Source organism: Vibrio cholerae ATCC 14035 (genome assembly GCF_000621645.1).
In the GTDB taxonomy this organism is placed as follows: domain Bacteria; phylum Pseudomonadota; class Gammaproteobacteria; order Enterobacterales; family Vibrionaceae; genus Vibrio; species Vibrio cholerae.
This window is the reverse complement of the sequence record NZ_KK211323.1, coordinates 1-25,414: the sequence shown is the minus strand read 5'-3', so window position 1 is coordinate 25,414 and position 25,414 is coordinate 1. Positions and strand designations below refer to the sequence as shown.

Below are 25,414 nucleotides of genomic sequence, written 5' to 3'. Positions count from 1 at the left end.
AACAACCAAGTTTCATATAATCTAGTGTTGGCATTAAATTAAAAAAATAAATATAAAACAAACACTTAATCAAATAAAACCTTGAGACTCACTTATTAACCACCATGAAAATAAACTTTAGTTTACTTTTATGATGGTTAATAGGTTAATCAAAACAGATAAATAAAAACGAAAGAACCAATTTAAATAAAAATAAGATTTGTATTACATTTTGGATTTACATTGAATTATTTTTGAGAAAAGTAAAAAACAAATTATTTAACAAGCCACATAGACCAGCCGTGATTTAAAATACCATAAAGAAATAATATGTATCGTTTATCGAAAGGAAAAACAGAACAATATGAAACCCGTACCATTACCACTAGTGCTATTGATTGCATTTTTTCCTAGCATGAATGCATTCGCAGAATCTGAAATAAACACTACCGCTTCATTTGATCCTGCTCTATGTACACAAGAGAGTCAGTTGAACAGCGCTTTAAATCAAACTACCGATCTACTGACAACGGTGGCATCACTCATGGTGACATGTCCTGAGAATGCCGTGCAAATCGCAGCCCTTGCGAGCAACCTAAATCCGTCACTAACACGAGAAATTTATCTCGTGCTTTTTAGTGATGTTGTGGATGACCAACGAGTACAACTCGCCGTTGACGCAGTGCGCAGTATCGTTCAAGAACAACGTGCCGATGTGGTACAAGCCGCGATTGAAAGTGCGCCACAAGAGCTTGCTCAAGCGATCGTAGATGCCGTTGCCGAAGCTGGGTTGATGGACCCAACCGAGATTATCATCGCTGCCATCGCTGGAGGTGCCGACCCAGGTTCAATCACTGAACCAACCGCGGCAGGTATTGCTACGCCGCCGCCAATTGCATTGGCTCCGGGCTTAACCAATACCTTTGGTACAGGTAACGGTAATGGTGGTGGTACTGCATCACCGAACTAACCCAGATAACTGACTTGATATTCCTAGCATACAGCGCGGAAACACCGAATCAACGTGACCGCGTGTTATAAGCCGGCCATGGCATGGCGGAGCAAGTTGAAGGATTTCTCTCATTACCCACTTAAATCGATCAAATCTTTAAGTGGGTAAACTGCTATTTTGAGCCACCGAATTTATGCTTTCGTTTCACAAAACTCTATTTTTCGCTTTTTTACTGTTTGTTTTCTGGTTACCAATCCCTCTTGGCAGTAATCGTCCTTGGGCATGGTCGCTCAATGAAATTTACGTAGCCTTCTTATTATTAGGCTGTTTGTTTCTGCTCCCCGCAGCACAGTGTTGGCTAGCTATACAACGAGCGAAAGTCATTCTCATCCCAGTGGCGCTTTTTACTCTATGGTCTTGGATGCAAAGTTGGCCAAGTTTGGGGCTATCATCCGATCAAACTTTGGTGTTTATCTCTGCCGTTAAATCCTTACATTACCTACAAATCTGCTTGGTTGCCGCGTTATTGGTCGATACCCCTCATAAGCTCAAAATGCTGGCGACCACTATGATCGCAAGTGGTATCTGTCAGGCCTTCTATGCTGGCGTAATCCTGCTGCTCGAATTGCAAACCTCACCGTTTTTTTCCTTACCGTTAAACCAACGAGCCTCGGGAAGTTTTGTCTATCATAACCATTTAGCCAATTTTCTAATGCTCAATCTCTGTCTTGGTTTTGGTTTGTTGATTGCTGAGCTCAATCACCAAACAACACAAGGTTGGAGAAACACCCTAAAAAAATTATTGGCGATACTCCTCTCTGACAAAGCATTTATTCGTCTGGGCTTGGTCATTATGGTGATCGCTCTAGTACTCACCCGCTCAAGAATGGGCAATATCGCCTTTTTTGTCGCACTCAGTATCGGAAGCTTGCTCATCCTTCTCTTCTATAAATCGAAGCCGAAAAGCCTCTATCTGTTGATCGTGAGCTTATTTATTGTGGATGCTTTGGTTGTCAGTAACTGGTTTGGCTTAGATAAGGTTCGCCAACGTTTAGCTGAAACCAGTTTGCAAAATGAATCGCGGGATGATGTGGTTCGTGATGCCTTGAACGCCATTCAAGAACGTCCCCTTACCGGTTTTGGCAATGGCACGTTTTACTCCACTTTCCCCTCTTACAATCAAGGCGAAGTGGCGCTTTTTTATGACCATGCACACAACGATTATGTGCAGTTCACCTTGGAGTCAGGCCTGATTGCCACCAGCGTATTTGGCATCATGGTTTTGTTTTGTGCATGGCGGGCTTTGTCAGCCTTTCGCAATCGAACCAATAAAACTATGCGTGGCATTGGCCTTGGCAGTTTAATGGCGATCATCGGGATGCTGTTACACATGAGTGTGGATTTTCCACTGCAAGCCCCAGCCACGGCGCTCTACTTTCTATTTTGTCTATTAATCGCCAATTGGAGCATGACGCTTCCTACCCCGAAATACCGCTCATCCAGAACCTGATTGCTCTTCATCTCCTGCATGAACACTGCGAAATTGATGACTTATAGAGTAGAAACAATCACTTACGTTCAAAGCGGAGTTTAGGGATGACAATAAAAAAACACCCCGAAGCATCGGGGTGTTTTTATTCGCAGTTCAGTAAAGCGATGAGTCGTTAGTAGACAAACTGGAAGCCTTCAACTAACCAACCGCCGGTCCATACATTAATCTGCTTGATACGTTTACCTTGCGGCACAGTGTATGTTTCCACTTTCTTATTGCTCGCATAGTGGGTTGAGCCCAATAACACGCTAGAGCCATCCTTCATCGTGAATTTAATCGCCACGATGTGGTAACCACCCCAGTTATAAAGGCCAGAGGTGACCTCCACTGATTGCAATTGATCAAGTGCAATCGGTGCTCTTAACACACCACCGTTAGTGCCTTGCACCGGCCCGCCGACTAAGTTGTTGACGGTAGTACCAATGGCATCGATCGCAAAACCTGAACGCAGATACATCTGGTTATCCGCCGTCACGACACGTTGCGATTGTTGAGTATTTGAGTAACCGAAAATTGGAGACTCACCACCCACTGCAGCGCGTAATGTGCTTGAACGGTAGGTATTATGGCTCAACCAACTTGGCTCAACAAAAGTCGGCAAAGTACCATCTTGATTGATGTTGGTGAGATGGAAAGCATGCTGGTTCCAAATACGAGTCGCATTCTTCCAAGGTTTCGAACTGTCCGCTGATTGGTAAACATAAACCCCGTGGTTAATCGAATATTGGCGATCGAAATCGTTCGCTGCCACGATCAACTCTGCGTTGTTATCACCTTCCAGATCGACCACGATAGGGTATTCCCAAAGTGTTGCCGTGGAGTGCGCTAGCGACGCACGTTCTTTGCCCGTTTTGCCATCTAATACACGCACGCGTGCATGATCTTGCACGAGTACTTCATCGATACCATCGTTATCAAAGTCATACGCAGAGACACCAATTTTACCGCTGCCAGTGTCGTCATTCGCCACAGACCAAACACGCTCGCCTTTGCTGTTATACATATCGACAGCGGCATAGCCTGCGTAAACAATCCCTTTTACATCCAGATCATTGGTACCATTTTGCGTAGCTAACTCAAATTGAACACCGTCCAACAACCAACCCGCGGTCCAAGCTTTGATGCCTTTAATGCGGCTACCTGCTGGCACAGTAAAGCGCTCGGTCTGCTTGGAGTAAGCATAGTTTTTAGAGCCCATAGAAATCACGCTACCATTGCTCATTCTAAAATCGAGCGCTAATAGATGATAACCACCCCAATAGTATTTACCCCAAGTCAGGTCAATCGCCTTAATATCTTTGACGTTAACCGCAGCATTAAGATTGCCTCCCGTACCACCGACTAACGTCGAAGCAGAAGCACCAATCGCATCAATCGCAAATCCTGAACGAACCGAGATCTTGCCATCGACGGCCAAAGCAATCGAAGCAGGATTGTTATTAGGCTGATAACCATAGACTTTTGAGAACTCACTCGTTTCAACGGCTTGAGCTTTACCTAAAAAGTTAGATACCGCCTGCACACCACCACCAGGGTTTGCTGTGTTGTTGATTTCCCATTTAATGGTGCCATCGTGTTCTAGCACAGCAAAACGTGCGTTATCGCCTGTCGCAAAAGTGGCAGGTACAGAGGCCACAATCTCAGGCTCAGCATCATTATCTAAGTTAACTAGCGAAGAGAACCAAACCGCATCGTTCGCTTGATACTGCCAATTGATCGCACCGTTATTTTGAAACAGAGTACCACCCGAAAAAACTTCTTGTTGCTGATCGCCATCGACATCAACGTTGATCGAGGACGGCGCCCAAGGATGATTAAAGACCAATCCGCTGTGGTAGTTATACACACCATCTGCAGCCAGAATTTCTACACTGCCATCGTGGTCTAAATCCGCCAACGTGATATCACCGACAATACGCCAGCCACTTTCTGTCGTTGGGATCTGTTTTTTAATGTTGCCTTGGTTATCCAAAATCGTGATGAATTGATCGCGATTGTTGGTAGTCACAATCTCAACGATTCCGTCACCGTCCAGATCGCCTACCGCTGGCGAATAACGCGCATCCGCGATCACACCACCATTCGCATAGCTCCATAGCTCAGAACCATCCACACCACTTAAAGCACGCACTAAGCCGCCATTGGCGTATTTGTTTCCTTCAAACGTCACTACGATCAAATCTGCGACATCTTTTTCATCAATCTTGCCATCACCATTGTCATCGTTCAGTTGCGCGACAATAGGCGTTACCATCACTTGGTTAGAGTTAGGTTGGAAAGCACTGCCTTGCCAAGACCACTTAAGCTTCATATTGAGTGCCGAGCTGTCACCGTCATAAGGGACAACGCGCATTGAGCGTGGCTTTGAGAAATCAAGCGTTTCGCCATTGTAGGCTTTGACTGCACGCATTTGCTCGTTCTGGGTGTTACCACCAAACACCGCAAGACGGTTGTATGAAAGGTTATCCCAATCACTCAGCATGACCCCCAAACCTAGAGGTGCTTCAACATCAACCTCATGGCCATAAATGTACGCTGGTAGCGAGTAACCAGAGCGCTCACCCTCTTTTAAACAGAAACGTTCACCCGTTTGACGACTCACAATACAAGCCTCAGGATAAGTTTCAGAAGCCAGTACTCGCATTGAACGTGGTTTAGAAAAATCTAAATAAGCACCGTTGTAGGCTTTGACATTCTTAAGATCTTCGTTACCAGTATAACGATCGAACACCGCCAAACGGTTATAAGACAGGTTATCCCAATCACTTAGCATGACAGAGACACCACTCGGAGCCTGAACATCTACTGGATGAGCATAAATCCAGCTAGGGAGGGAATAGCCCGAGCGCTCTCCCACTTTTAAACAATATTTTTCGCCATTCAGGCGGCTGATAATACACCCTTCGGCTTCATTCGTTGTGGCTTGAACCACGTTACTACTCAACGACAAAAGACCGACAGCAAGTGCAATATAGTGAGACGTCATTTGTAAGACTCCCTTTACCTTGTGTTAATTTTATTCAAAGCCAGAAACAATATGCATCCGGTTGATCGTTGTAATTATTATTTTAAAACCTAGGAACTGGTATCGCGGATTGCTAATAACAACCTGACGGAATTATCAATACCTGAAAGAGCCATTTCAACACAGCACACCTATTTTCACGCCTCAGTAATGAGACATCTCAAAGTTGAGAAATAAGCCGAATACAATGAATCTCTTTCTCTTTTTCAAGAAGCATTTTCTAGGTGCTGTTATACTTAAATCAATTCAATAAAGAGGGTGGCATCTTGCGTTACATATTTATTTCACTTGTTCTGTTTAGCCCAGCTATTTTTTCAGAGGTTAACTCTCACAATGTCATAGAATATGGCGCCATCGCGAATGATGGAGAGGATGATTCGAACGCATTTCAACATGCACTCAATCAATTAAACAATGGTGATGCCTTAATTATCCCTACAGGAGAATATCAAATTTGCAAAACGCTTTATTTAAAAGAAAAGAATAACATTGAAATTATTGGTTCTATAAACAGTAAATTAAAGAAGTGCCGTTCATTTAATGGGGAATACTTACTCCATATCACCTACACACAAAATCTGAAGATACAAGGCCTCAGTTTTGAAGGACTGAATAATGGTGACCTCAAACCTTTGTGGGGAGAGCAAGGTGTCTACCTTGGCAGCACTAAAGGTACCTTAGTGGTTCAAAATCAATTCGCTCGCTTTGGTGACGCCGCATTGCGCATGACGACGGCAAGTCAGGACCACTCGATACCACCAGGCTCTATGGCAATAAAAGTGAGTCATAATCACTTCGAAGACTGCGCTCAAGTCACTACAACACAAGCGACAGCAGGAACAGAAATGCACGGTACACAGGATATTATTATTGATAACAATCAATTTAATGCTTGTAAATTAAAATTATCTGCACGCGCAGATACTAGAGGAGCTAAGGTCATTAATAATCAATTTGAAAATATTAATGGTACTTCAAATGAAGTCAGTTATTATTCTGACGTTTATTACTCAGGAAACACATTTTTAAATATCAATGGGTTCGCTATCAACATTTACCCAAACTCTAGAACGGAACAAAATGTTCAGTGGGGAAACATCTCCATTATAGGTAACACTTTTGATGCCATCCAACAAGGTATACGTTTGCAAAGCTTTAGCATCAATGACCCAAACAACCAATCCATCAAAAACATTCAAATTAGTGATAACACATTTGAAAATATTTACTTTGGAAATGAAATTGAAAGTCAATATAAAGCCATTATTAGAACCAATAGCCAAGATAATCTCGTTTCTTTCGAACATGTCAATATAACTGGTAATCAATATCAATTAACGCCTTATAGTAAATTCATTTCAATTGATCATAAAAGCAAGTTAATCAATATTCAAAACAATGAAAGAATTTATAGCGACCATTATTATATACAGCACTTTATTAAAGATTGATATATAGCTAATGACTTGGATTGATAGGTAGAGAGAGAGACAGTGAGTGAATGGAAGAAGAATAGATCATCGGTATGATTAATGAGGAAAGCGGTAAACTCCCCCCCCTAAAATGCCTCATCACATCATTCACTATAATTTAAATAAGAAAATAAAAACCGCCATAGGCGGTTTTTTATACATACGACTAAGTGACTAGGTAAATTTATTTTTTTACCACTGTCATTGACTGTTCCACTCGCTCACCAGAAACAATGTCTACCACTTGAGCATTAATTGTGTATTCGCCCGCTGGATAGCTTTTATCAAAATTAATACCACGCACTTTTGAATAAGTATCACCTGAAGCAATAACCCATTTCTCTCTCGCATTGACAGGAATAATCAAACCATCAGGACCTACCGCAGTCATCCAGAACTCGACGTTAGCTTCTCCCTCGCGGCCATTATTTAAATCAACGGTGAATGGAACAAAACCGCCGGTACTTTCCACACTATTAATGCCAAATTGATTTTTGATATCAATAGTCAAACCATTGAGTTCAGGTAGGCTATTTAAATCGACTCCTTTCACAAATTCTTGGTTGGCTTTAAATACTTTTCCATTTTCTGCAACGACTTGAAGAGAAACAGTATATTTACCATCAGCCATATACTCTGGAACCCAGAAACCACGTGTAACGTTCAACATACGACCATCAGTAAGAGCATCAGACTCTTGCTGCGCTGTATCAACTCCAACTACCGCTTTGGCTGGGAAGTAGATACCTTCTGGACCTTTAATCGATAGCCAGTATTTGAACTTCACTGTTTCACAGCTTTCATTACGGATCCCTAGCTGACTAGAGATGTATCCACCGTTACTTGCCAACTGGTTTTGATTTAATGAAAGATTTGCTTCAATCACTGGCTGTAACTCACAATCCACTTCCGCATAAGAAGCCGTTGAAAATAACAATGCCAAGCATGAGGCCAGATAATAATGACGTTTGTTCATGATAGATCCTTTAAAGTTAGACAACCATTTGTTTTTACAACTGGCGCTAAGGCTAATTCATAACTATAGAAAATACATCCGCTTTTTATTAAAGGATCTACCTTTATCAAATCTAAGACAATTGCATTGGCTAAGCATTAATAATATTAAAAAAACTTGATTCAACGAATAAAAACCAGAAAGCAAAAATAAACCAAAGTTTATTTTTTCACCCAAAGGTTAATTCTTTGGTTTTATTTTTTCATTGAGCAATAACCAAGCATAGCGGCTATTAGTAATTAAATAACGCTTCCACATTCTTCCGGGTTCTTGTAACACACGATATAGCCATTCCAATCCGGCTTTTTGCATCCATAAGGGAGCCCGAGAAACATGACCAGCGACAACATCAAATGTCCCGCCAACCCCCATCACAAATAACACCCCTAACTGCTCTTGCCAGCGGTTGATAAAGTTCTCTTTTTTCGGGGATGTGATCGCCACAAACAGAAGTTTTGCACCTGACTGACGGATTTTTTCAACTATCGCTTGCTCATCATCCCAAAAATAACCGTGGTGATAACCAGCGATCACTAATTGTGGGTGCTTTGCCTGCATCACTGCTGCCGTTTTTTCAACAATCTCCGGCTTTGCACCGAGGTAGAATACGGGCATTTGTTCTTGTGCGGCCATTGCATTGAGCTCAAGAAATAAGTCAACGCCCGCCACTCGTTCGGGAACCTGGTGACCTAAAAAGCGTGCCCCCCAAACCACCCCCATACCATCGATATTGATAATGTCACACTCGGTCACGGACTGAGCCAATTCAGGATCCTTACGCATATTGACCAACTTAGCGACATTGACCACCACGTGCTGGGTAAACTCTTGGCGCAAAATGCGATCGCGGATCAGCGCAACCGTTTCACTCATCGAAGCCACATCCATCGGGCTACCCAGAAAATTAATGCGTTTCAATCGGTTATTCCTCATTGGTAATTCTTAAATAAAAACGAAATGAAAGGTACATCCACGCCTGTGTCCAGCGCGCGTAGTGAATTCGGTTAACCCAACGTTTGTTACGTTGATAGACAAACTGATCCCGCTCAGGCATGTATAGCGTTTGAATAGCACGCTGAATGACTCGTTTAACCAAAACAACATCACTCTCCTCACCACCAACACTGAGTAAGGTAATAATGGCCTGTGATACTGAGTGCGGATCCAGTGGATAAGGATTGTTGTGGTAATACTTCGCCGTTCCATCGGCTTCAAATAGATGCTGCTTGTAAAAATGAAAACCGCGTGCAATCGCCTCATCAAATTCGTTTGTCGCTAAAGTCGTTCGTATAAGATGTAGCGCTTCTAAGTTGTAGCCCGTATGAAATCCGTCAATAAATCCATGATGATGACGAGTGCCATAGGCCCAACTGCCATCGGCAGCTTGAGCTTGAGCGCTGTTACGCGCAATGCGTAATGCCAACTCGGTGTAATCAGGGCAAGACGTTTCGCGGCCAACCACAGCCAGCCATGCAGCCGCCCACAAACTGGCGTTGTGTACAAATGCCGTTTCACCGGGGATATACGCAAAAAATTCCCCGCTCTCATTTTGAGTCAATAAATGGCCAGCAATAAAATCACCACTGCGCAGCGCCAAGTCGACCCAGTCAGCTCGCCCCGTCAGTTGCCCCAATTGGTGTAAGGCACGACTGACATAGACTGTCGTGATCACATTCGGCTTCCCCTTAGGAACAAAGAATGCTCGCGCTTTCCAATCAAAATGATATCCCCAACAGGCACCATGCCAGATTTGCTCATCACAACGCTGAGTCACTAGCCACTGCGCCAGTTGCTCCGCTTCTGTGAGCAAAGCGGGATCTTTTGTCACTTGATACTCTTCGATTAATCCGAGGATAAACAGGGCCACGCCTTTAGGGTTTCGCGCTTTGGGCACACCTAGCCATGGGCGAAGATTAATCGGTGAGCGTTTGAACAACTGGATCCACGCTAAACCAAGAGTCGAATCTTTGCTTATCGGTAAGCGCTTGAACCAGCTTGAATTGAGCCCATCAAAAGGATCGTATCCTGCGAATTGTTCTGTACGAGCTTTATTCAATAAGCATTGGCTAATGTCAGCTACAGTCGTTGATTTCATGATTTTAAAAGCTCATCGTAAAGTGTTTGTAGACGCGGGATCACCGCTTGCAAAGAGAAGTTTTCAGCAAACTTTTGCTTCGCCGCGGTCGCAATACGTTGATTTTCGGCACGCTGTTCAATCAGATCTCCGAGTGCTTGCGCTAAAGCAACCACATCACCGGCCTCAATTAAACGACCTTGCTCACCATCACTGATCGCATCAGGAATTCCGCCCGCTCGACTTGCGACGACGGGAATCCCTGCCGACATAGCTTCTATAACGCCCATAGGAAAACCTTCGTTATAACTGGGTAAGCAGTAAATATCAGTTTGGGTCAATAATTTGAGCTTAGCTTCGCCAGCTATCCAGCCTAAACAGTGAACGGACCCGTTCAAGCCAAGCTGCTCAGCCATCGCTTGATAGGTTTCAATCTCACCATCGCCAGCAAGATACAGCTGTGCTTCTGGGCAGCGCTGCTTAACTAACGCAAAGGCTTGAATCAAATCACCGACTCCTTTGCGCGTCCCCAAACGACCAAGGAAGGCAATACGGCCAGGTTGAGCAAGGTGGCGATCTAAAGCCAAACTGGGTACGGCGTTATACAGAACAGAAACGCCTTGTGTTCTACCTATGACCTCTTGTAGCCATGCGAGCCATTGAGTTGAAAGAACCAGCACATGATCCGCCAAAGCAAAAGTGTGTCGAATATGCCTTTGCTGAACCATATTGCACTCATCTCGATAGAAATCACGAAACTCGGCGCCATGTAAGTGCAGAATAACCTTTCCTTTCAAAAGCTTAACTAGACGAATAATCACAGACTTACGTCGATAGCTTCCCCTTGATGACATGTGAATATGTACTATGCCGACTCGGTAACGCATAAAGCAGTACAACAATTGGCAGAGTGCAAGCATAAAGCGCAATGTCATTCGCCATTTCTGCCCGTGGTCCAAACTTGAGTGTGAGGCAATCAACTTGATGTGGTTTTCTTCTAGAAAACCACAATCAGCGTAGGTTGAGACCACTGTTGCCACACCACCTTGTCCTTTCAGATCTGTGGCGATCATTAGATTAATGTTTTTTCTCACTGTACATCCTTGATGGTACAAATCGCTTGGCGAATCTTACCGTTTGCAGTGCGCTCAAGTGCTGACACTATGTCTATCGTGACATTGAGCGAGCTTCCTAAGCGAGCTTGAGTATTGCTGATTAACTGTTTTTGCTGCTCTTGATTAAATTGCTCTGCATCAGCCACCACTTTCACCACAATCTGCCCTCGTTCACTCTGCACAAATTGGCATGCCATAATCCCAGCGATACCTTTGGGTATATGGTTAAGAATATGCACTTTTTGACCATCTTCACCGACGAGATAATCACCAATCCTTCCCTCAATACGCTCGATCACAGGAAAGACTCGACCACAAGGACAAGCCTCGTTTTCAGATAAATGCACATGATCACCGGTCTTATAGCGGATCAAAGGGAAATATTGATTATTAAAGTTAGTGCCGACCAACTCGTAACGCCCGTCGCCTGCGGCTAACAATTCCACATGTGAATAGTCGGAGAGCAAATGGTAGCGACCATGCTCACACTGCCCTATCGCAGCCACTCGCTCAAATAGGCCATACCAGTCAAAAACTTTGCAGCCAAAGCGTGTCTCAATCACCTGTCTATCTTCTGCTGACAACGATTCTGATGAAGTCATAATCGATTTGAGCTTCGCCGGATAATAACTTTGGTTGGCTTCTAAATAGCGGGCTAACGTAGCAATCGAAGAAGGGTATGCCTGAATCACTTCAACCCCAAAATCGACCATGGCTTGCAGGTAACTCGACATCGTTTTCGGTGTCAGATGGAAAGAGGACAACACTATCATCTGCTCAAACCAAGAGTAGCGCCAGAATGGTCCTTGCTTTTGACTTAATGGCACCACCATATCGCCACGGATCCACGCTCGTTTATCCCCTTTACGATATCCCGCCCAAGCCAACTGTCTTGCGACAAAGGCTTGTTCACGAATAACCGAATGCCTATCTTGCAAAATAGTCAGAGGTGTACCCGTTGTGCCACTGGTCGCCCCTTTCACCACCACTGACGGTTTATTTTGTGAGATAAACTGTTTGTGATCACGGCGTAATACGGATTTATCCAGATAAGGGAAGGCCTCAAGCTCAAGATTAGGCACCTCTAAATCCTGATAAAACGGCACATGGTTACGAGCATTCTCCAAGGTTTTTTTTAGCTGCTTGTGTTGATAATCCGCTAAATGAGTACGTGAAAACTCGTTAGCTTGGATCTCTTGCAACACCGCACGCATCTCACCATTTTCTCTGACCATTTGGCGTGACAGCGCCCGCACAGAAAGCATGACATTTTGCAGCCAGATTGGTGCTTTAACATAAAGTGAACTGGTAAACATCAGTAAAAGTCCTTGGGATTAATATTTGTTTTGATCACTTTGGCGGGCATTCCGACTACAACGCTGTAAGGCGGGACATCTTCAAGTACCACAGCATTCGCACCAATCACGGCTCCATCACCGACTCGAATATCACCCAGTACTTTTGCCCCAGTGGCGATATAGACATAATTACCGATCACTGGAACATTGTGTGAACGAGAACGGCCACCAATAGTCACATTACTCCCAATCACACACTCTTTACCGATTACACAGCGCTTATGAATTACAACTGCAATCCCTCCATAGCCAAAGACAGTCCCTTTACCAATTTCAGACTGACTATAGACGGCACAATTATGAACCAAACGAATCAAACCATTACAGACCTGAGGTAATAGAGGTATGCGGCGCTTATGGAAGAAATGGCCAACACGGTACAACCACATTTCTTATCTCCTAATGACTCTTGCTCGCCAACGAACGATCAGATGAACGATAACGACAAACTAAAGCGACAACGAATAACACGAGTGCAGGAGTCTTCACCGTTAGCGCATTGTTAGTCAGTGATATCAACATAAAACTGAGTAAAGCAACTTGAGCAGGAAGTTCTTGTCGGTAAATCAAGCGCACTGGAACAGTGTAAGTTGCCAGTAATAAGCCGATCGCCCCTAGTAAGCCAAAGTTAAGAACCCAGCCAATTAAATAATTTTCCACGACATTGATCCCGATATAAAAGGCAATATCACTCAGTAATCCATGAGAGGCTCCAAATACCCACTCCGAAGGTGAAAGCTGTTCAAGCAAAATAAAAACATCGAATCGCGCTTCGGCGCTTTTGTCGAGATACAATTTAGACAGTATTCGCTCACCTATAGGACTTAACACCAGGGTCAAAATAACGGCAATTACAGAGAAATAGACTAAGGCCTGCAGATAAGCGAATTTCAACTTATGGTAACGAATGCCTTGGCCTAAAAAGTCACGTAATTTAGGCAACAGCATCAGAAAATTCCCCAATAGGAAAATCCCCAACGCAGCTCGCCCTCCAAAAGCAAACAGGGCTAGCACGATAACAGAGACATACAAAGCCACCGGAATTCGTGTATAACGCATCACAATCGGCGTTAATGACGCCGTAATGAGCGCATTGTTCAGTGGATGCGCCAAAAAGGCGGTCGAACGGAAAGTTGAAAAACTTCCAATCTCTACCGCCACAATACTCTGCGCCAATATAAGCTCAATAATAGCAATACAAGCATTAAGAAATAGAAGATAGCCGAGTAGAGCAAGTAATCGATTTTTAGCTGTATCGGATAACCCGTATACAATAGGAACCAAAACCAAAGGGATAAAAATCGTATCGATAAGATAAGCGAGTCCCGACGTACCGAATCGCATAAAGCCGTATAAAATAACGGCCAGCATCGATACCATGGCCAGCCACCATGCCTTTTTAAGCTCATTCAAAGGCTTAATAAGATTGAAAAGTCCTACCCATAATATCAACAGGGCAAAAATCCCCATAGTCAAATAGGAATAGACATGAATTTTGAGTATGGGGCTTCCGCCTTCTGAAACGTACTGAATACCCATATTTTCGAGTAAAAAAGCCCCCAACAGAAACGCACTGAGGATAATCAGAATCATCCATCGATTGAGATTACGTTCGCTCAATTAGGCCTCCAGATTGAGAATAAACGCTGACGTGCATTAAAAGCATTCAAGCACCACAAACAGATACCATAAAACAACAATGAGGTAGTGACATAAAAGGCTAGAGCGAATAACGAATGGATCGCCAATGGCCACTGTTTCACTAGGTATAAGTAGCCACCCATCAGCAGTGCCGAAATGATCACTTTGATGCCATCCATGCCGATAGCATAACGATACCCCGATCGCCATGAGCTAATAAAAGAGAGTATTGCGACTAAGCCACTCACTATAAGCAAGGTGATAGCCGCGCCGAACATGCCAAATTGATTGAGCATCAAAGGTAGTAGGAAAATGCTCGCGATTAAGCCCGAGAGAGAAACCCATAGCAGCTTGCGAGTCTGTAATAGAAACTGTAAACCATGATCAAGGTAATGACCTTTAAAATTAATCAGATAAACAGCGATCGCTAACACCCAGAATAGTTCGCTAGAACGACTCAGATATTGCTCACCCAAAAAGAGCCTAATGATCTCATCTTGTAATATGCCAAGACCAAGTAAAGCTGGAAAAGTAAGGGTAACCAGTAAATGCAGATAGGTTTTATGCTGACTCACAAGAGCGATTTTATCTTCCGCATGTTTGGCTAAGTTAGGGTAGAGAGGCATAGAAATCACCATAAAAACGAGCCCCAAAACCCCCATCAATAAGTTAGCTTGCGCAGCATAAACACCGGTTTCATTCATCCCAACAAAATGAGCGATAAATAAACGATCGATTCGTCCACCCAGTACACCAATTCCCCCAGCCAACATGATCGGAATACCATAAGCAAGCAAACGCTTTAACATTGCAATATGCCATTTAGGCCGCTGAGGTAAACCCAGACACAAAGCCCCAATGCCAAAGCTCAAGGTTAAAGCAAATAACGCAGACTCAATAGTCGCCGCCCAAGAGAGCGAAAGGATGGAGAGCACTACCGCTGAAATTGACTGCAATACGGTCGCTTGACGATAAACGCTCAATCGCTCATTTAAGCGACTTAATTCTAACTGGTATTGAAATATCGATTTAACCGACAATAAAGCACTCAGTACCAATAATCGTTCCCAATTCAATTGCTGATAAATAAAGTCGCGGCAATAACAATAAAGCCAAGCAAAGATCCGATGATGACCAGCAGTGAAATGCTTTGAACGAGTTGGACTTGCTCCCTATCTGAATACCCAGGGTAAAGACGTAACATCGACGTGTTGAGCCACTGAGCACTAAAAGCACGCACGAGTTCGAGCACCACCATCGCTACCGCCAACACACCATAATGTTCCGGAGAGAGAAAGCGAGTTTGTACAGCGATCAGAGCAAAGACACTCAGAGCGGAAAAGACCTGAACAGGAGCATATTTGAGTAGACTAGCAATCAACTCAGTACCTCTCGATATAGATTCTGGTAATGTTCAATCACATTTTCTACTGCGAATTGATCGCGCAAATAGGTTTGAATCGCTTGAGTATCCGTTATTTTTATCTGACTGATTCGCTCAGCAATCATCGCTTCCTGCCCTTCTTGCATAAAAACCACCCCTAACTGGTCAAACGTTGCTTGCCGTTCACCTAAAATCCCGACAGGAGTACTAATTAATGGCAAGCCCGCCGCCATCATTTCCAATGGCGCTAAGCCGAACGTTTCTTGTTGTGACGTAAATATTCCAATATTCGCTTGTTGGTACTGTTGTACAATTTCACGCTGATTAAGTTTGCCAAGAAAAATGACATCTTGTTCAAGCTCATACTCTTTGATCAATTGCTGCAATTGCGCGTAATAAGCAGAATCCATATTGAGTCCGATAATACGTAAAGTAGCCGCTTGCCCTCGCTGTTTTAGCTCACGCAGTAATACAATGGCTCGATCAATACGCTTGCGTCGAGTAATCAATGCACAAGTGACTAAATTGACTTCATTCTGGGGCAGATTCTGGTTCGCAGAGTTGGCAGAGAAATAGTCAGGATCGACTGGATTGCCAATCACTTGAATTGACTTATTCGTCTCCAGAGATAACGCTTGACGCAACTCTTCGCCAACACAAGTATAAAAATCGACGGAAAAATGACTTACCCATGGAATGATTTGTTCATAAACAAAATCATTGAGTTTTGAAACTGGCTTACGCCCAATCTTGCGATAAGAATGCAAGGTCAACACATTACGAGTTTTCTGCCCAAGTCCCATCATCCAACTGTTGAGATGAGAGTGAACCAAATCTGGCTGATAGTCTTTCAGTTGCTCTTGGATGCGGAGCCAATTGGATAATAAGCTAGGCAAAGGCAGCCCAAATCGCTTTTCCCGCAACGGACAAATCACCACTTCCAGATGTTTTGACAACTGGATAATCTCGCCTGAATAAGAGTGATTGTTGAGCGGATCAAACGCTAACACTCGGTAATGGTATGGACGCTCTTGCTGAGCGAGTTGACGTACCAACATTTGGCATACTGAATCCACACCACCAAGATTTTTCTCCCCCCAATTGAGCGTAGAGAGTGGCATGATAAGCAATATTTTACTCATGACTTACTTTCCAATGGCGCGGGGTGGCGAATATAGGTTTTATGGCTTGGTCTTGTTAGTACGCGTCCGGGGTTACCCACGACTACCGAGTTTGGGGGAACATCACGAATGACGACGCTCCCCGCACCAATGATAGAACCATCGCCAATCGTGATATCTTCAACGATCGAGACATGCGGACCAATATATACACAGTCCCCTACCGTTGCGGCTTGTCCTTGATTTGAGCCAATCACAGTAAAGGGACTCAAATTACAATTGGCACCAATCTTAGCGGTACTATTAACAATGACCCCAGTGGCATGCCCGAGGTATAACCCCGGGCCGACTTGAGTCTCTTTTGGGAGTTGGATCTGATAACGCACTGACAGAATGCGATGCATAAGACGAGCTACAGTGCGGATCAACACATTCTTACTACGACATAACCGAAACCAGAACATGTAGGCGAAACCCGCATTGAGTAGTAGGTGCTTTACGACTAACCCAATACTTACCTGCCCAGTATGCCGATAAAGATCAGCTTTAATCAGCTCCCAAGGTGAACTCATGCCACCACTCCGCGAGTATCAATCACCACTTTCTTAGCAAACTCGGTTTTATCCGCCGCTTTAAATTCTTTGTGATCGACCAGCACGACAACGATATTGGCGAGCTCAAGCGCGCGCTCTAGAGAAACCAACTCGATACCTTGCTTCGCAAGTTTGCTAGGTAGTTCAGTAATATTTGGTTCAACCGCCAACAACTGACCCACTTTGCTTTCAGCCAGATGTTTAGTGATATCCAAGGCTGGACTTTCACGCAGATCATCAATATCCGCTTTAAACGCTAAGCCTAGGCAAGCAATGATTGGCTTTTTGAATTGGTCAGCCGCTTGTTTAACTTGATCCACAACCCAATGAGGTTTGCCATCATTGACTTCACGTGCAGTACGGATCAATTGCGCTTCATCTGGACAACTATTAACGATAAACCACGGATCAACCGCAATACAGTGGCCACCGACACCAGGACCTGGGTTAAGAATACTCACACGAGGATGGCGGTTGGCTAAGCGGATCAATTCCCATACATTGATTTTCAATTTGTTGCACACCAAAGAGAGTTCATTGGCAAAGGCAATGTTGACATCACGGAATGAGTTTTCGGTTAATTTAGCCATTTCCGCCGTACGCGCATTGGTGACAATGCACTCACCTTTTACAAAGGTTTTGTACAGGGCAACAGCCTTTTCGCTACAAGCCTTACTCACGCCACCAATCACGCGGTCATTACTCACAAGCTCTTGTAGGACATAACCCGGCAACACACGCTCTGGGCAGTACGCAATCTTCACATCCGCAGCGATGCCTTTTTGCTGAGGAAACGTCAGATCCGGACGCGCTTCTGCAAGCCATTGCGCCAATTTTTCGGTTGTGCCTACTGGGGAAGTACTCTCTAGAACCACCAAGTTCCCTTTAGCAAGAACGGGAGCGATGGTTTTTGCCGCCGCTTCAATGTAGCTAAGATCAGGTTCGTGGTTATCCCCTTTAAAAGGTGTAGGAACGGCCACCAAAAACGCATCGGCAGGCTCAGCTGTTAATGTCGCTTTGAGTTTCCCGGTCATGACAGCACTGCGTACCACGATATCAAGATCCGGCTCCACAATGTGAATCTCGCCTTTGTTGATGGTATCCACTGCATGGGCGTTGACATCAACACCGACCACATCCAAACCACGAGAGGCCAAAACGGCTGCTGTTGGCAGACCAATATAACCTAGGCCAATCACTGAAACTTTATTAAACATCTGTCATCCCCTGATGAGTCTATTTCGCTAAAATGTCCGCAATACGTTGACAGGCTTTACCATCCCCATAAGGGTTGTGTGCCTGACTCATGGCTTGATAAGCCTGTGGGTCAGTCAGTAGTAAGCTTAACGCATCACAAATTTGTTGTTGGTTGGTACCGACTAATTTCACCGTGCCCGCAGCCACCGCTTCAGGGCGCTCAGTCGTTTCACGCATCACCAGCACTGGCTTACCCAGCGAGGGCGCCTCTTCTTGAATGCCGCCAGAGTCAGTCAAAATAATGTGTGCGCGATCCATCAAGTAAACGAAAGGCAAATACTGCTGCGGTTCAATCAAGACAATATTGCTGACACCTTTTAGGAGCTTATTGACCGGTTCACGCACATTCGGATTGAGATGCACGGGATACAAAATTTGGCATTCGGGATGCTGCTCTGCGGTAGTGATCAGCGCTTGGCAAATACGCTCAAAGCCACCACCAAAACTTTCACGGCGGTGTCCTGTTACCAGAATCAGCTTTTTGCTCGCATCAAGCATTGGAAACTGACTCTCTAGAGTGGCTTGCAGATCCATATCGGTATGGATCTTTTCACGCACAGCCAACAACGCATCAATCACCGTATTACCAGTGACGAAAATATTCTCTGCGTTGTAGTTTTCTTGCAGCAGATTGGCACGCGAAGTATCTGTAGGTGCAAAGTGGTACTGCGTGAGTGCGGCCGTGAGTTTGCGGTTGCCCTCTTCAGGCCAAGGGGAATAGATATTGCCCGTTCTCAAACCCGCTTCAACATGACCTACCGGAATTTGTTGATAATACGCGGCTAAAGAGGCAGCAAACGTGGTAGCGGTATCACCATGCACTAAAACCACATCTGGCTGTTCACTACTCAACACTTGCTGCATACCGAGCAAAATTTTGCTGGTCACGCCATTGAGTGTTTGCCCAGGCTCCATGATGTTGAGATCAAAATCAGGCGTAATCGAAAACAGCTCTAATACCTGATCTAACATCTCACGGTGTTGGCCCGTTACACATACCTTGGCGACAAAACGATTGTCTTGACAGAGTTGCTGCACCAGAGGTGCCATTTTGATTGCCTCTGGGCGCGTACCAAATACGATGAGAACTTTTTTCACTTCCCCACATCCTCTTTAAAAAAGAAATTTCACAAAATTCAAGCAATAAAGTCCCACTGCTCCTTAAATGAGGAACATATACATAAGCGAACACTGAATTATTTCGTGTTGTTGTATTAAATCTCAACGAGGGAGATTACCCATGTATGTCAGCTTATTATTTAAATTCGTCGTTATAAACAATCTTATTTACTTGAAAATTTATGGCCTTCTTAAAGGAACAGAAAAATAAACATATAGTTTAAGCGCGATATAAACTTTAGTTTATTTTCATTCCAACTTATCTTTTAGACACACCCAAAAGCGACTAAGTTATTGAGATAAATTTTCGTTGCACGCATTTATCCCCTGCTCTTGCCAAGAATCAACCAAAGCCACCGCTCCAGATTCAATCAACAAAGCTGTACGTTGGAAAAATTCACTACTACGCCGATAAGGATCGGGTACTTCTTTTTCTTGTCGATTCGCCTTGCTAAGAAAAAGAGCCAGCTTGTTTTTATGCTCAGCAGGACAAATATCGAGTAAATCAGCAAGATTGGTCCTATCCATTGCATAGATAAAATCATGCTCGATAAAGTCTTGTTGAGTCACTTGCTGGACTGGGTTGACCATAGGGTGATACCCATAATCCTGTAACGCTTGTAACGCTTTATCATCAGGCATTGTTTTTCCTGTCTTTAGCGTGCCAGCACTACGCACTTGGATATTCAAGCGTTTTTGCCGAATCTTATCGCGTAAAATAATCTCTGCCATTGGCGAACGACACAAATTACCTGTACACACGACTAATACTGATAAACCTTTAACCTTCATACCCTAACTACGCACATGATTTAATATTGTTAAAGTAATACGCAATCTACTCATTATCAGAGTATCCCAAGCTTACCAATAATGTCTGTCTCATAATTGAGCTGGATATTAATTAGAACTAAAGCAGTAAAATGAAAGTAGTTTTATTTATTGTATTAGTATTAAAAGCCATCGATTTGAATCAATAATACGACAGGGCATATTTACTAATAAATGAAGGTTGACATCTTCGTTAAATGCCCAAAAGACTTAAAGTTGCAGCTAGGTGGTCATCGAGTGCATAATCATCAACGTAAATAACACGGCTGCATCAATAGGATAAGGATAGGAAAACAAAAAATGGATGGATATTGCTAATACAACAATATCCATCCATTGCAGCAGATATAAATCTTCCCACCGTACAAAGCGATGGGATAACCAATTTTAGTGTTGAGCGCGGCCTTTCACATCTTGTTGCAGCTCATGGTTGAGCTCTGCTTCAACATGACCGGGGGCTTGGGTTGAACCGGAAATCAAGCGATACATGGCAGGAATCACCAACAAGGTCACTAAGGTTGCAAACCCCATCCCAAAGAAAATCACCGTACCGACCGCAATTCGGCTCTCATAGCCTGCACCTGTTGAGACGATCAAAGGAATAGAGCCAGCCAGTGTCGTAAAAGCCGTCATCAGGATTGGACGCAAACGGCGCGCCGATGCATCAATGATCGCCTTTTCAAACTCAACACCGCGATCACGCAGTTGGTTAGCAAATTCGACAATCAAAATGCCATTTTTGGTGACCATACCAATCAGCATGATCATGCTAATCTGGCTGTAAATGTTCATCCCTTGTCCCATAACAAACAGCCCAAGGAAACCGCCAAATACTCCCATAGGTACCGTCAGCATTACCACCAGCGGGTTGATAAAGCTTTCAAACTGAGCAGCCAGCACCAAATAAGCAACCAGCAGCGCCAGAGCAAACACAATGGCTACGCTTGATTGGTTCTCTTTGAAATCTTTCGACTCCCCCGAGTAGCTAACGGAGATATCATTTGGCAGTATCTCTTGCGCTTTTTGGTCAAGAAAATCGAGCGCTTGCCCTAACGTGTACCCAGCTTCTAGGTTTGCGGTAATGGTAACGGATTTCTGTTTATTGTAGTGCGCCAAACGAATCGCTGACGCCACTTCATCAATACGCGTCACCGTATCCAGTGTCACCAGTTCACCGGTTGCGGTTCGCATATAGATTTGGCTTAAATCCGCCGCATTGTTGAAGCTGTTTTCATCCCCACGCAGATACACATCATACTCTTCACCACGCTCAACGAAGGTCGTCACTTTTTTGCCACCCAGCATCACCTCTAGTGTATCGGAGATCGATTTTACGCTGATTCCTAATTCCGCCGCGCGCTGCTTATCAATCGTCACCACCAACTCTGGCGTTTTTTCTGAGTAATCGATATCAGCCCCCGTCATAAACGGTGACTTCTCCGCTTCCTCTTCTAACTTCTCAGCCCACGTTTTGAGCTCGCTATAATCCGAGCCACCAAGCACAAACTGTACAGGCTCATTAGAGCCCCCACGAAAACCGGGCATGAATGGGAATACCCGCACATCAGGAATGCCCGCTAAGGCTTTACGTACTTGGCTTAATGCTTCCTGAGCAGTAACGGTGCGATCATTCCAATCCTCAAGGATCATGATCACGAAACCGGTTTGGTCACCGGCGTTACCACCAAAAGCAGGTGATTGAATACTAAACGATTTCAAAAAGCCTTGACCCAATAAGGGCATCAACCGCTGCTCAACCAAATCCATATTAGCCGCCATGCGGTTATAACTGGTGGCATCAGCACCACGCACAAAAGAGAAAATCACACCGCGATCTTCGGAAGGGGTTAGCTGAGCTGGCACCAGTTGCATCAAACCATAACTACCACCAATACAAGCCGCAATCACAACCGGCGCCGCCCAACGCCAACGAATGGCTCGGCTTACCACTTGGCGATAGCCCGATTCCAGTCGTGCGAACAGCCTATCAATCAACTGATTAAAGCGTCCCGGTTTTACATTGGCTTTTAAAAGCTTACTGCCAAGCACTGGCGTCAGCGTTAACGCGATCAGAGAAGAGAAAATCACTGCCATCGCCAGTAGTACGGAGAATTCAGTAAACAGGAGTCCGACCATCCCGTCCATAAACGAGATCGGCAGAAACACCATCACCAGTACCAAAGTCGTGGCTATCACGGCAAAGCCAACTTCTCGTGTACCTTTGTAGGCGGCTAAAAGAGGTTTTTCGCCCCGTTCAATGTGGTGAAAAATATTTTCAACGACCACGATGGCATCATCGACCACCAGACCAATCGATAAGATCAGCGCCATTAAGGTGATGAGGTTAATAGAAAATCCGAAGTAGTACGCAGCCATAAAGGCCGAGATCAGCGAAACCGGAACCGTTACCGCAGGAATTAAGGTGGCTCGCAACTGGCCGATAAAAATGTACAACACCAAAATCACTAAGCCACCCGTGATAAAGAGTGTGCTATACACCTCGCTTATTGAGCGCTCAATAAACACCGTTGAGTCATAGTCAATGGCTAAACGGGTACCCTTGGGTAAAAACTGCTGAACCTTATCCACTTCTTCATGCACGCGCTTCGCCACTTCCAGCGGGTTCGCGTCGGATTGCGGCACAATCCCCATGCTCACGTTGACGATGCCATCACTTTTAAAGGTCGAGTTTTCGTTTTCCGCCCCAATAAACACATCCGCGACATCTTTGAGGTAGATGGGGGTACCATCACTGGCACGTTTCACCACCAGATACTCAAAATCTTCAGCAGATTGATAACCGCGCGCGGTACGCACCGACATCACGGTCGAATCGTTGCGAACCTGACCTCCGGGACTTTCGAGGTTCTCTTTGTTGAGTGCATCAGAAATATCGCTGGTCGCAACGCCGCGCCCCGCCATCAGTTCTGGCTTGATGCGTACATACATCACTTTATAGAGGCCGCCAGAGACATCCACCGAACTCACACCGGAGATCAAGCTAAACCGATCGAGCAACACCCGCTCGATGTAATCGGTCAACTGAGTGCGATCCATTTCTGAGGAGCTGAGATTGATATAGACCGACGCCTGACCAGAGCCATTATTCTTGAACACCTGCGGATCGTCCGCTTCTTCAGGCAGTGAACGCTGCGCCCGAGCCACCGCATCACGAATGTCACTCACACCGGTATTGAGATCATAACCAAGCTCGAAGGTCACCGTGATACGAGACATTCCGTTGCGGCTAACTGAGGTAATCTCATCAATCCCACTGATGCCCGCTAATTGATCCTCTAGCACGCTGGTGATCTGACTTTCAATAATGGTGGCCGAAGCGCCTTGATAACGGGTGGAAACCGATACCACAGGGCTTTCAATATCCGGCATTTCACGTACTGCAAGTTTAGTGAAAGAGACCACACCAAACACGCACAGCAACATACTCAGTACTAACGCTGCGACAGGGCGCTTTACCGATACATCTGACAACCACATTATTTGTCATCCTTCTTCAGCGGACGCCCTTCTACGGTGACTTCGCTAACACGCGCGTTGTCACGCATATTGACTATGCCTTGAACGACAATTTTCTCGCCAATCTGTAAGCCTTTCTCAATCACGACCTGATTTTCAACCCGAGCGCCCAGGCTCACTTCACGTCGTTTGGCTACATTGTCTTCACCAATCACGTAAACAAAACGTTTGGTGCCGGAGTACTCAAGGGCCTGCACAGGAATAATCGGCGCACTAATAGCGGGGAAATGGATGCGTGCCGACATCAACATGCCCGGCTTGAGGCGCTGATCTGGATTGGGGAAATGCACGCGCACTCGTAAATTTAAGGTTTCTTGATTGATACGCGAATCCACAGCCACCACCGAACCTTCAAACTGCACGTTTGGCCACGCTTCGCTACTGCCTTGCACCTTCATGCCCTTGCTTAACTGTGGCAGATAACGTTCTGGAATTTGCAGGTCGAGCCGCATCAAGGAAAGATTATCCAGCGTCAGTAATTCAGAGCCCGCACTCACCCACTTACCGCGGCTAAAATCGATAAACCCAACCGTGCCATCAAAAGGAGCAGTAATGTGTAAATCGGCCAAATTGGCCTGAGCGGCATTCAATCTCGCTTGACCAATCTCCACTCGGGCGCGCTGTGCATCAATTTCCGTGGGCGTAATCGCATTACGTTTTAGCAAGCGCTCGTATTCCGTCAGTTTACGCTGCTCATCTTGTAAATAAGCTTTAGCTTCCACCAAGGCCGCTTGAGCTTTGTCATCATCCAATTTGATCAGAATCTGACCTTTTTTAACTTGCTGATTGGCTTGCACCGCAATCATGTCCACTTTACCCGCCACTTCAGCGGCAATGTCGACCGATTGCTCGGCTTTAAGCTTACCCACAACAGAAAGAGATTGAGAAATTTGCTGAGATTGAACCGACTCTGTCACAACAGAAATCGCGGGCGGCTGGTTCGGCTCTTTGGCCGATAGCACAGCGCTGTTCATTAGCAGGGTCAGTAAGGTCAATGAAAGTACAGTGTTTTTGTTCATGATTTGGCTTAGTGTCTAAAAAATCCGTTTATATTGTAGCGAGTTATACGCAACTGAAACGTCAAGGAACGTAAAGATTGCCAGTAAAAGTGTAAGGTTCGCTGTGACTTAAGCAGCTAAAATGGTCAATTATTTGCGTCTTTGCCCAAAAAGCCATCATTCGATTCAATTTGCTAAAAAAACAGTTTACAGAGAGAGCGAGTTTGATAAGATGCGCTCCGCACTTGAGCGATGTGTTGGGAAAACATCACTTAAGCTTTTCAGAAAATGAAAAGAAAACACCCTGGAGGGGTTCCCGAGTGGCCAAAGGGAGCAGACTGTAAATCTGCCGACTCCGCCTTCGATGGTTCGAATCCGTCCCCCTCCACCA

At 44.8% G+C, this 25,414-nt stretch carries 18 protein-coding genes, 1 tRNA gene and 1 pseudogene; 4 read left to right on the top strand and 16 right to left on the bottom strand.

Annotation, left to right across the window (positions count from 1 at the left end; genetic code table 11):
- Positions 1 to 343: 343 nt before the first annotated feature.
- Together T411_RS0116820 and T411_RS0116815 are read left to right on the top strand one after the other, a co-directional pair.
- Entirely contained in the window at positions 344 to 949 is a 606-nt protein-coding gene (locus T411_RS0116820) for a hypothetical protein (RefSeq protein WP_000805820.1), read from the top strand.
- Between the two features lie 175 nt (positions 950 to 1,124).
- Positions 1,125 to 2,441: an O-antigen ligase family protein gene (locus tag T411_RS0116815; protein ID WP_000947937.1), complete on the top strand. Its 1,317-nt coding sequence runs from the start codon at positions 1,125 to 1,127 to the stop codon at positions 2,439 to 2,441.
- A 154-nt stretch (positions 2,442 to 2,595) separates the two neighbouring features.
- On the opposite strand, the gene T411_RS0116810 is transcribed toward T411_RS0116815, so the two are convergent.
- The gene (locus tag T411_RS0116810; RefSeq protein ID WP_000200581.1) at positions 2,596 to 5,469 is read right to left on the bottom strand and encodes a beta-prism lectin domain-containing protein; all 2,874 of its coding nucleotides are present in this window, start codon (positions 5,467 to 5,469) and stop codon (positions 2,596 to 2,598) included.
- Between the two features lie 263 nt (positions 5,470 to 5,732).
- Between T411_RS0116810 and T411_RS0116805 the strand changes: the two genes are divergently transcribed.
- Positions 5,733 to 6,959: a right-handed parallel beta-helix repeat-containing protein gene (locus tag T411_RS0116805; protein WP_000928231.1), complete on the top strand. Its 1,227-nt coding sequence runs from the start codon at positions 5,733 to 5,735 to the stop codon at positions 6,957 to 6,959.
- Between the two features lie 205 nt (positions 6,960 to 7,164).
- On the opposite strand, the gene T411_RS0116800 is transcribed toward T411_RS0116805, so the two are convergent.
- From T411_RS0116800 to vexG, 15 genes and pseudogenes are all read right to left on the bottom strand, one after another.
- Positions 7,165 to 7,956 carry an RbmA family biofilm matrix protein gene (locus tag T411_RS0116800; protein WP_001042216.1) on the bottom strand — a complete coding sequence of 264 codons (792 nt, stop codon included), beginning with the start codon at positions 7,954 to 7,956 and terminating at the stop codon, positions 7,165 to 7,167.
- Between the two features lie 219 nt (positions 7,957 to 8,175).
- Positions 8,176 to 8,928, bottom strand: a complete 753-nt coding sequence (vpsK, locus tag T411_RS0116795; RefSeq protein WP_001245629.1) for an exopolysaccharide biosynthesis glycosyltransferase VpsK — start codon at positions 8,926 to 8,928, stop codon at positions 8,176 to 8,178.
- Positions 8,918 to 10,090: an exopolysaccharide biosynthesis protein VpsJ gene (vpsj, locus tag T411_RS0116790; RefSeq protein WP_000843487.1), complete on the bottom strand. Its 1,173-nt coding sequence runs from the start codon at positions 10,088 to 10,090 to the stop codon at positions 8,918 to 8,920. Before vpsj ends, vpsK begins: the two co-directional genes overlap by 11 nt.
- Entirely contained in the window at positions 10,087 to 11,163 is a 1,077-nt protein-coding gene (vpsI, locus tag T411_RS0116785; RefSeq protein ID WP_001909517.1) for an exopolysaccharide biosynthesis glycosyltransferase VpsI, read from the bottom strand. Before vpsI ends, vpsj begins: the two co-directional genes overlap by 4 nt.
- Positions 11,160 to 12,500, bottom strand: coding sequence for an exopolysaccharide biosynthesis protein VpsH (vpsH, locus tag T411_RS0116780; protein ID WP_000495305.1), 1,341 nt, complete (start codon positions 12,498 to 12,500; stop codon positions 11,160 to 11,162). Before vpsH ends, vpsI begins: the two co-directional genes overlap by 4 nt.
- The gene (gene vpsG / locus T411_RS0116775) at positions 12,500 to 12,931 is read right to left on the bottom strand and encodes an exopolysaccharide biosynthesis acetyltransferase VpsG (RefSeq protein ID WP_000266826.1); all 432 of its coding nucleotides are present in this window, start codon (positions 12,929 to 12,931) and stop codon (positions 12,500 to 12,502) included. Before vpsG ends, vpsH begins: the two co-directional genes overlap by 1 nt.
- Positions 12,932 to 12,941: 10 nt before the next feature.
- Entirely contained in the window at positions 12,942 to 14,162 is a 1,221-nt protein-coding gene (gene vpsF / locus T411_RS0116770) for an exopolysaccharide biosynthesis protein VpsF (protein WP_000004104.1), read from the bottom strand.
- Positions 14,159 to 15,564 (bottom strand): annotated as a pseudogene (vpsE, locus tag T411_RS0116765) (exopolysaccharide biosynthesis flippase VpsE). Before vpsE ends, vpsF begins: the two are co-directional and overlap by 4 nt.
- Positions 15,561 to 16,709: an exopolysaccharide biosynthesis glycosyltransferase VpsD gene (vpsD, locus tag T411_RS0116755; protein WP_000034986.1), complete on the bottom strand. Its 1,149-nt coding sequence runs from the start codon at positions 16,707 to 16,709 to the stop codon at positions 15,561 to 15,563. The pseudogene vpsE and the gene vpsD overlap by 4 nt, the downstream one beginning before the upstream one ends.
- Positions 16,706 to 17,260 (bottom strand): exopolysaccharide biosynthesis acetyltransferase VpsC, encoded by a 555-nt coding sequence (gene vpsC, locus T411_RS0116750; RefSeq protein WP_000098186.1) that lies wholly within the window; start codon positions 17,258 to 17,260, stop codon positions 16,706 to 16,708. The genes vpsD and vpsC overlap by 4 nt, the downstream gene beginning before the upstream one ends.
- A complete protein-coding gene (vpsB, locus tag T411_RS0116745) occupies positions 17,257 to 18,498 on the bottom strand; it encodes a UDP-N-acetyl-D-mannosamine dehydrogenase VpsB (protein WP_000482531.1) in 1,242 nt (413 codons plus the stop codon). Before vpsB ends, vpsC begins: the two co-directional genes overlap by 4 nt.
- Positions 18,499 to 18,517: 19 nt before the next feature.
- Positions 18,518 to 19,636, bottom strand: a complete 1,119-nt coding sequence (gene vpsA, locus T411_RS0116740; RefSeq protein WP_000756756.1) for a UDP-N-acetylglucosamine 2-epimerase (non-hydrolyzing) VpsA — start codon at positions 19,634 to 19,636, stop codon at positions 18,518 to 18,520.
- A gap of 312 nt (positions 19,637 to 19,948) precedes the next feature.
- Positions 19,949 to 20,449 (bottom strand): exopolysaccharide regulatory protein-tyrosine phosphatase VpsU, encoded by a 501-nt coding sequence (gene vpsU / locus T411_RS0116735; protein WP_001880745.1) that lies wholly within the window; start codon positions 20,447 to 20,449, stop codon positions 19,949 to 19,951.
- Between the two features lie 426 nt (positions 20,450 to 20,875).
- Entirely contained in the window at positions 20,876 to 23,986 is a 3,111-nt protein-coding gene (vexH, locus tag T411_RS0116730; protein ID WP_000266717.1) for a vibriobactin export RND transporter permease subunit VexH, read from the bottom strand.
- Entirely contained in the window at positions 23,986 to 25,044 is a 1,059-nt protein-coding gene (vexG, locus tag T411_RS0116725) for a vibriobactin export RND transporter periplasmic adaptor subunit VexG (protein WP_001039257.1), read from the bottom strand. The genes vexH and vexG overlap by 1 nt, the downstream gene beginning before the upstream one ends.
- Positions 25,045 to 25,329: 285 nt before the next feature.
- On the opposite strand from vexG, the gene T411_RS0116720 reads away from it, so the two are divergent.
- Positions 25,330 to 25,414, top strand: a tRNA-Tyr gene (locus T411_RS0116720).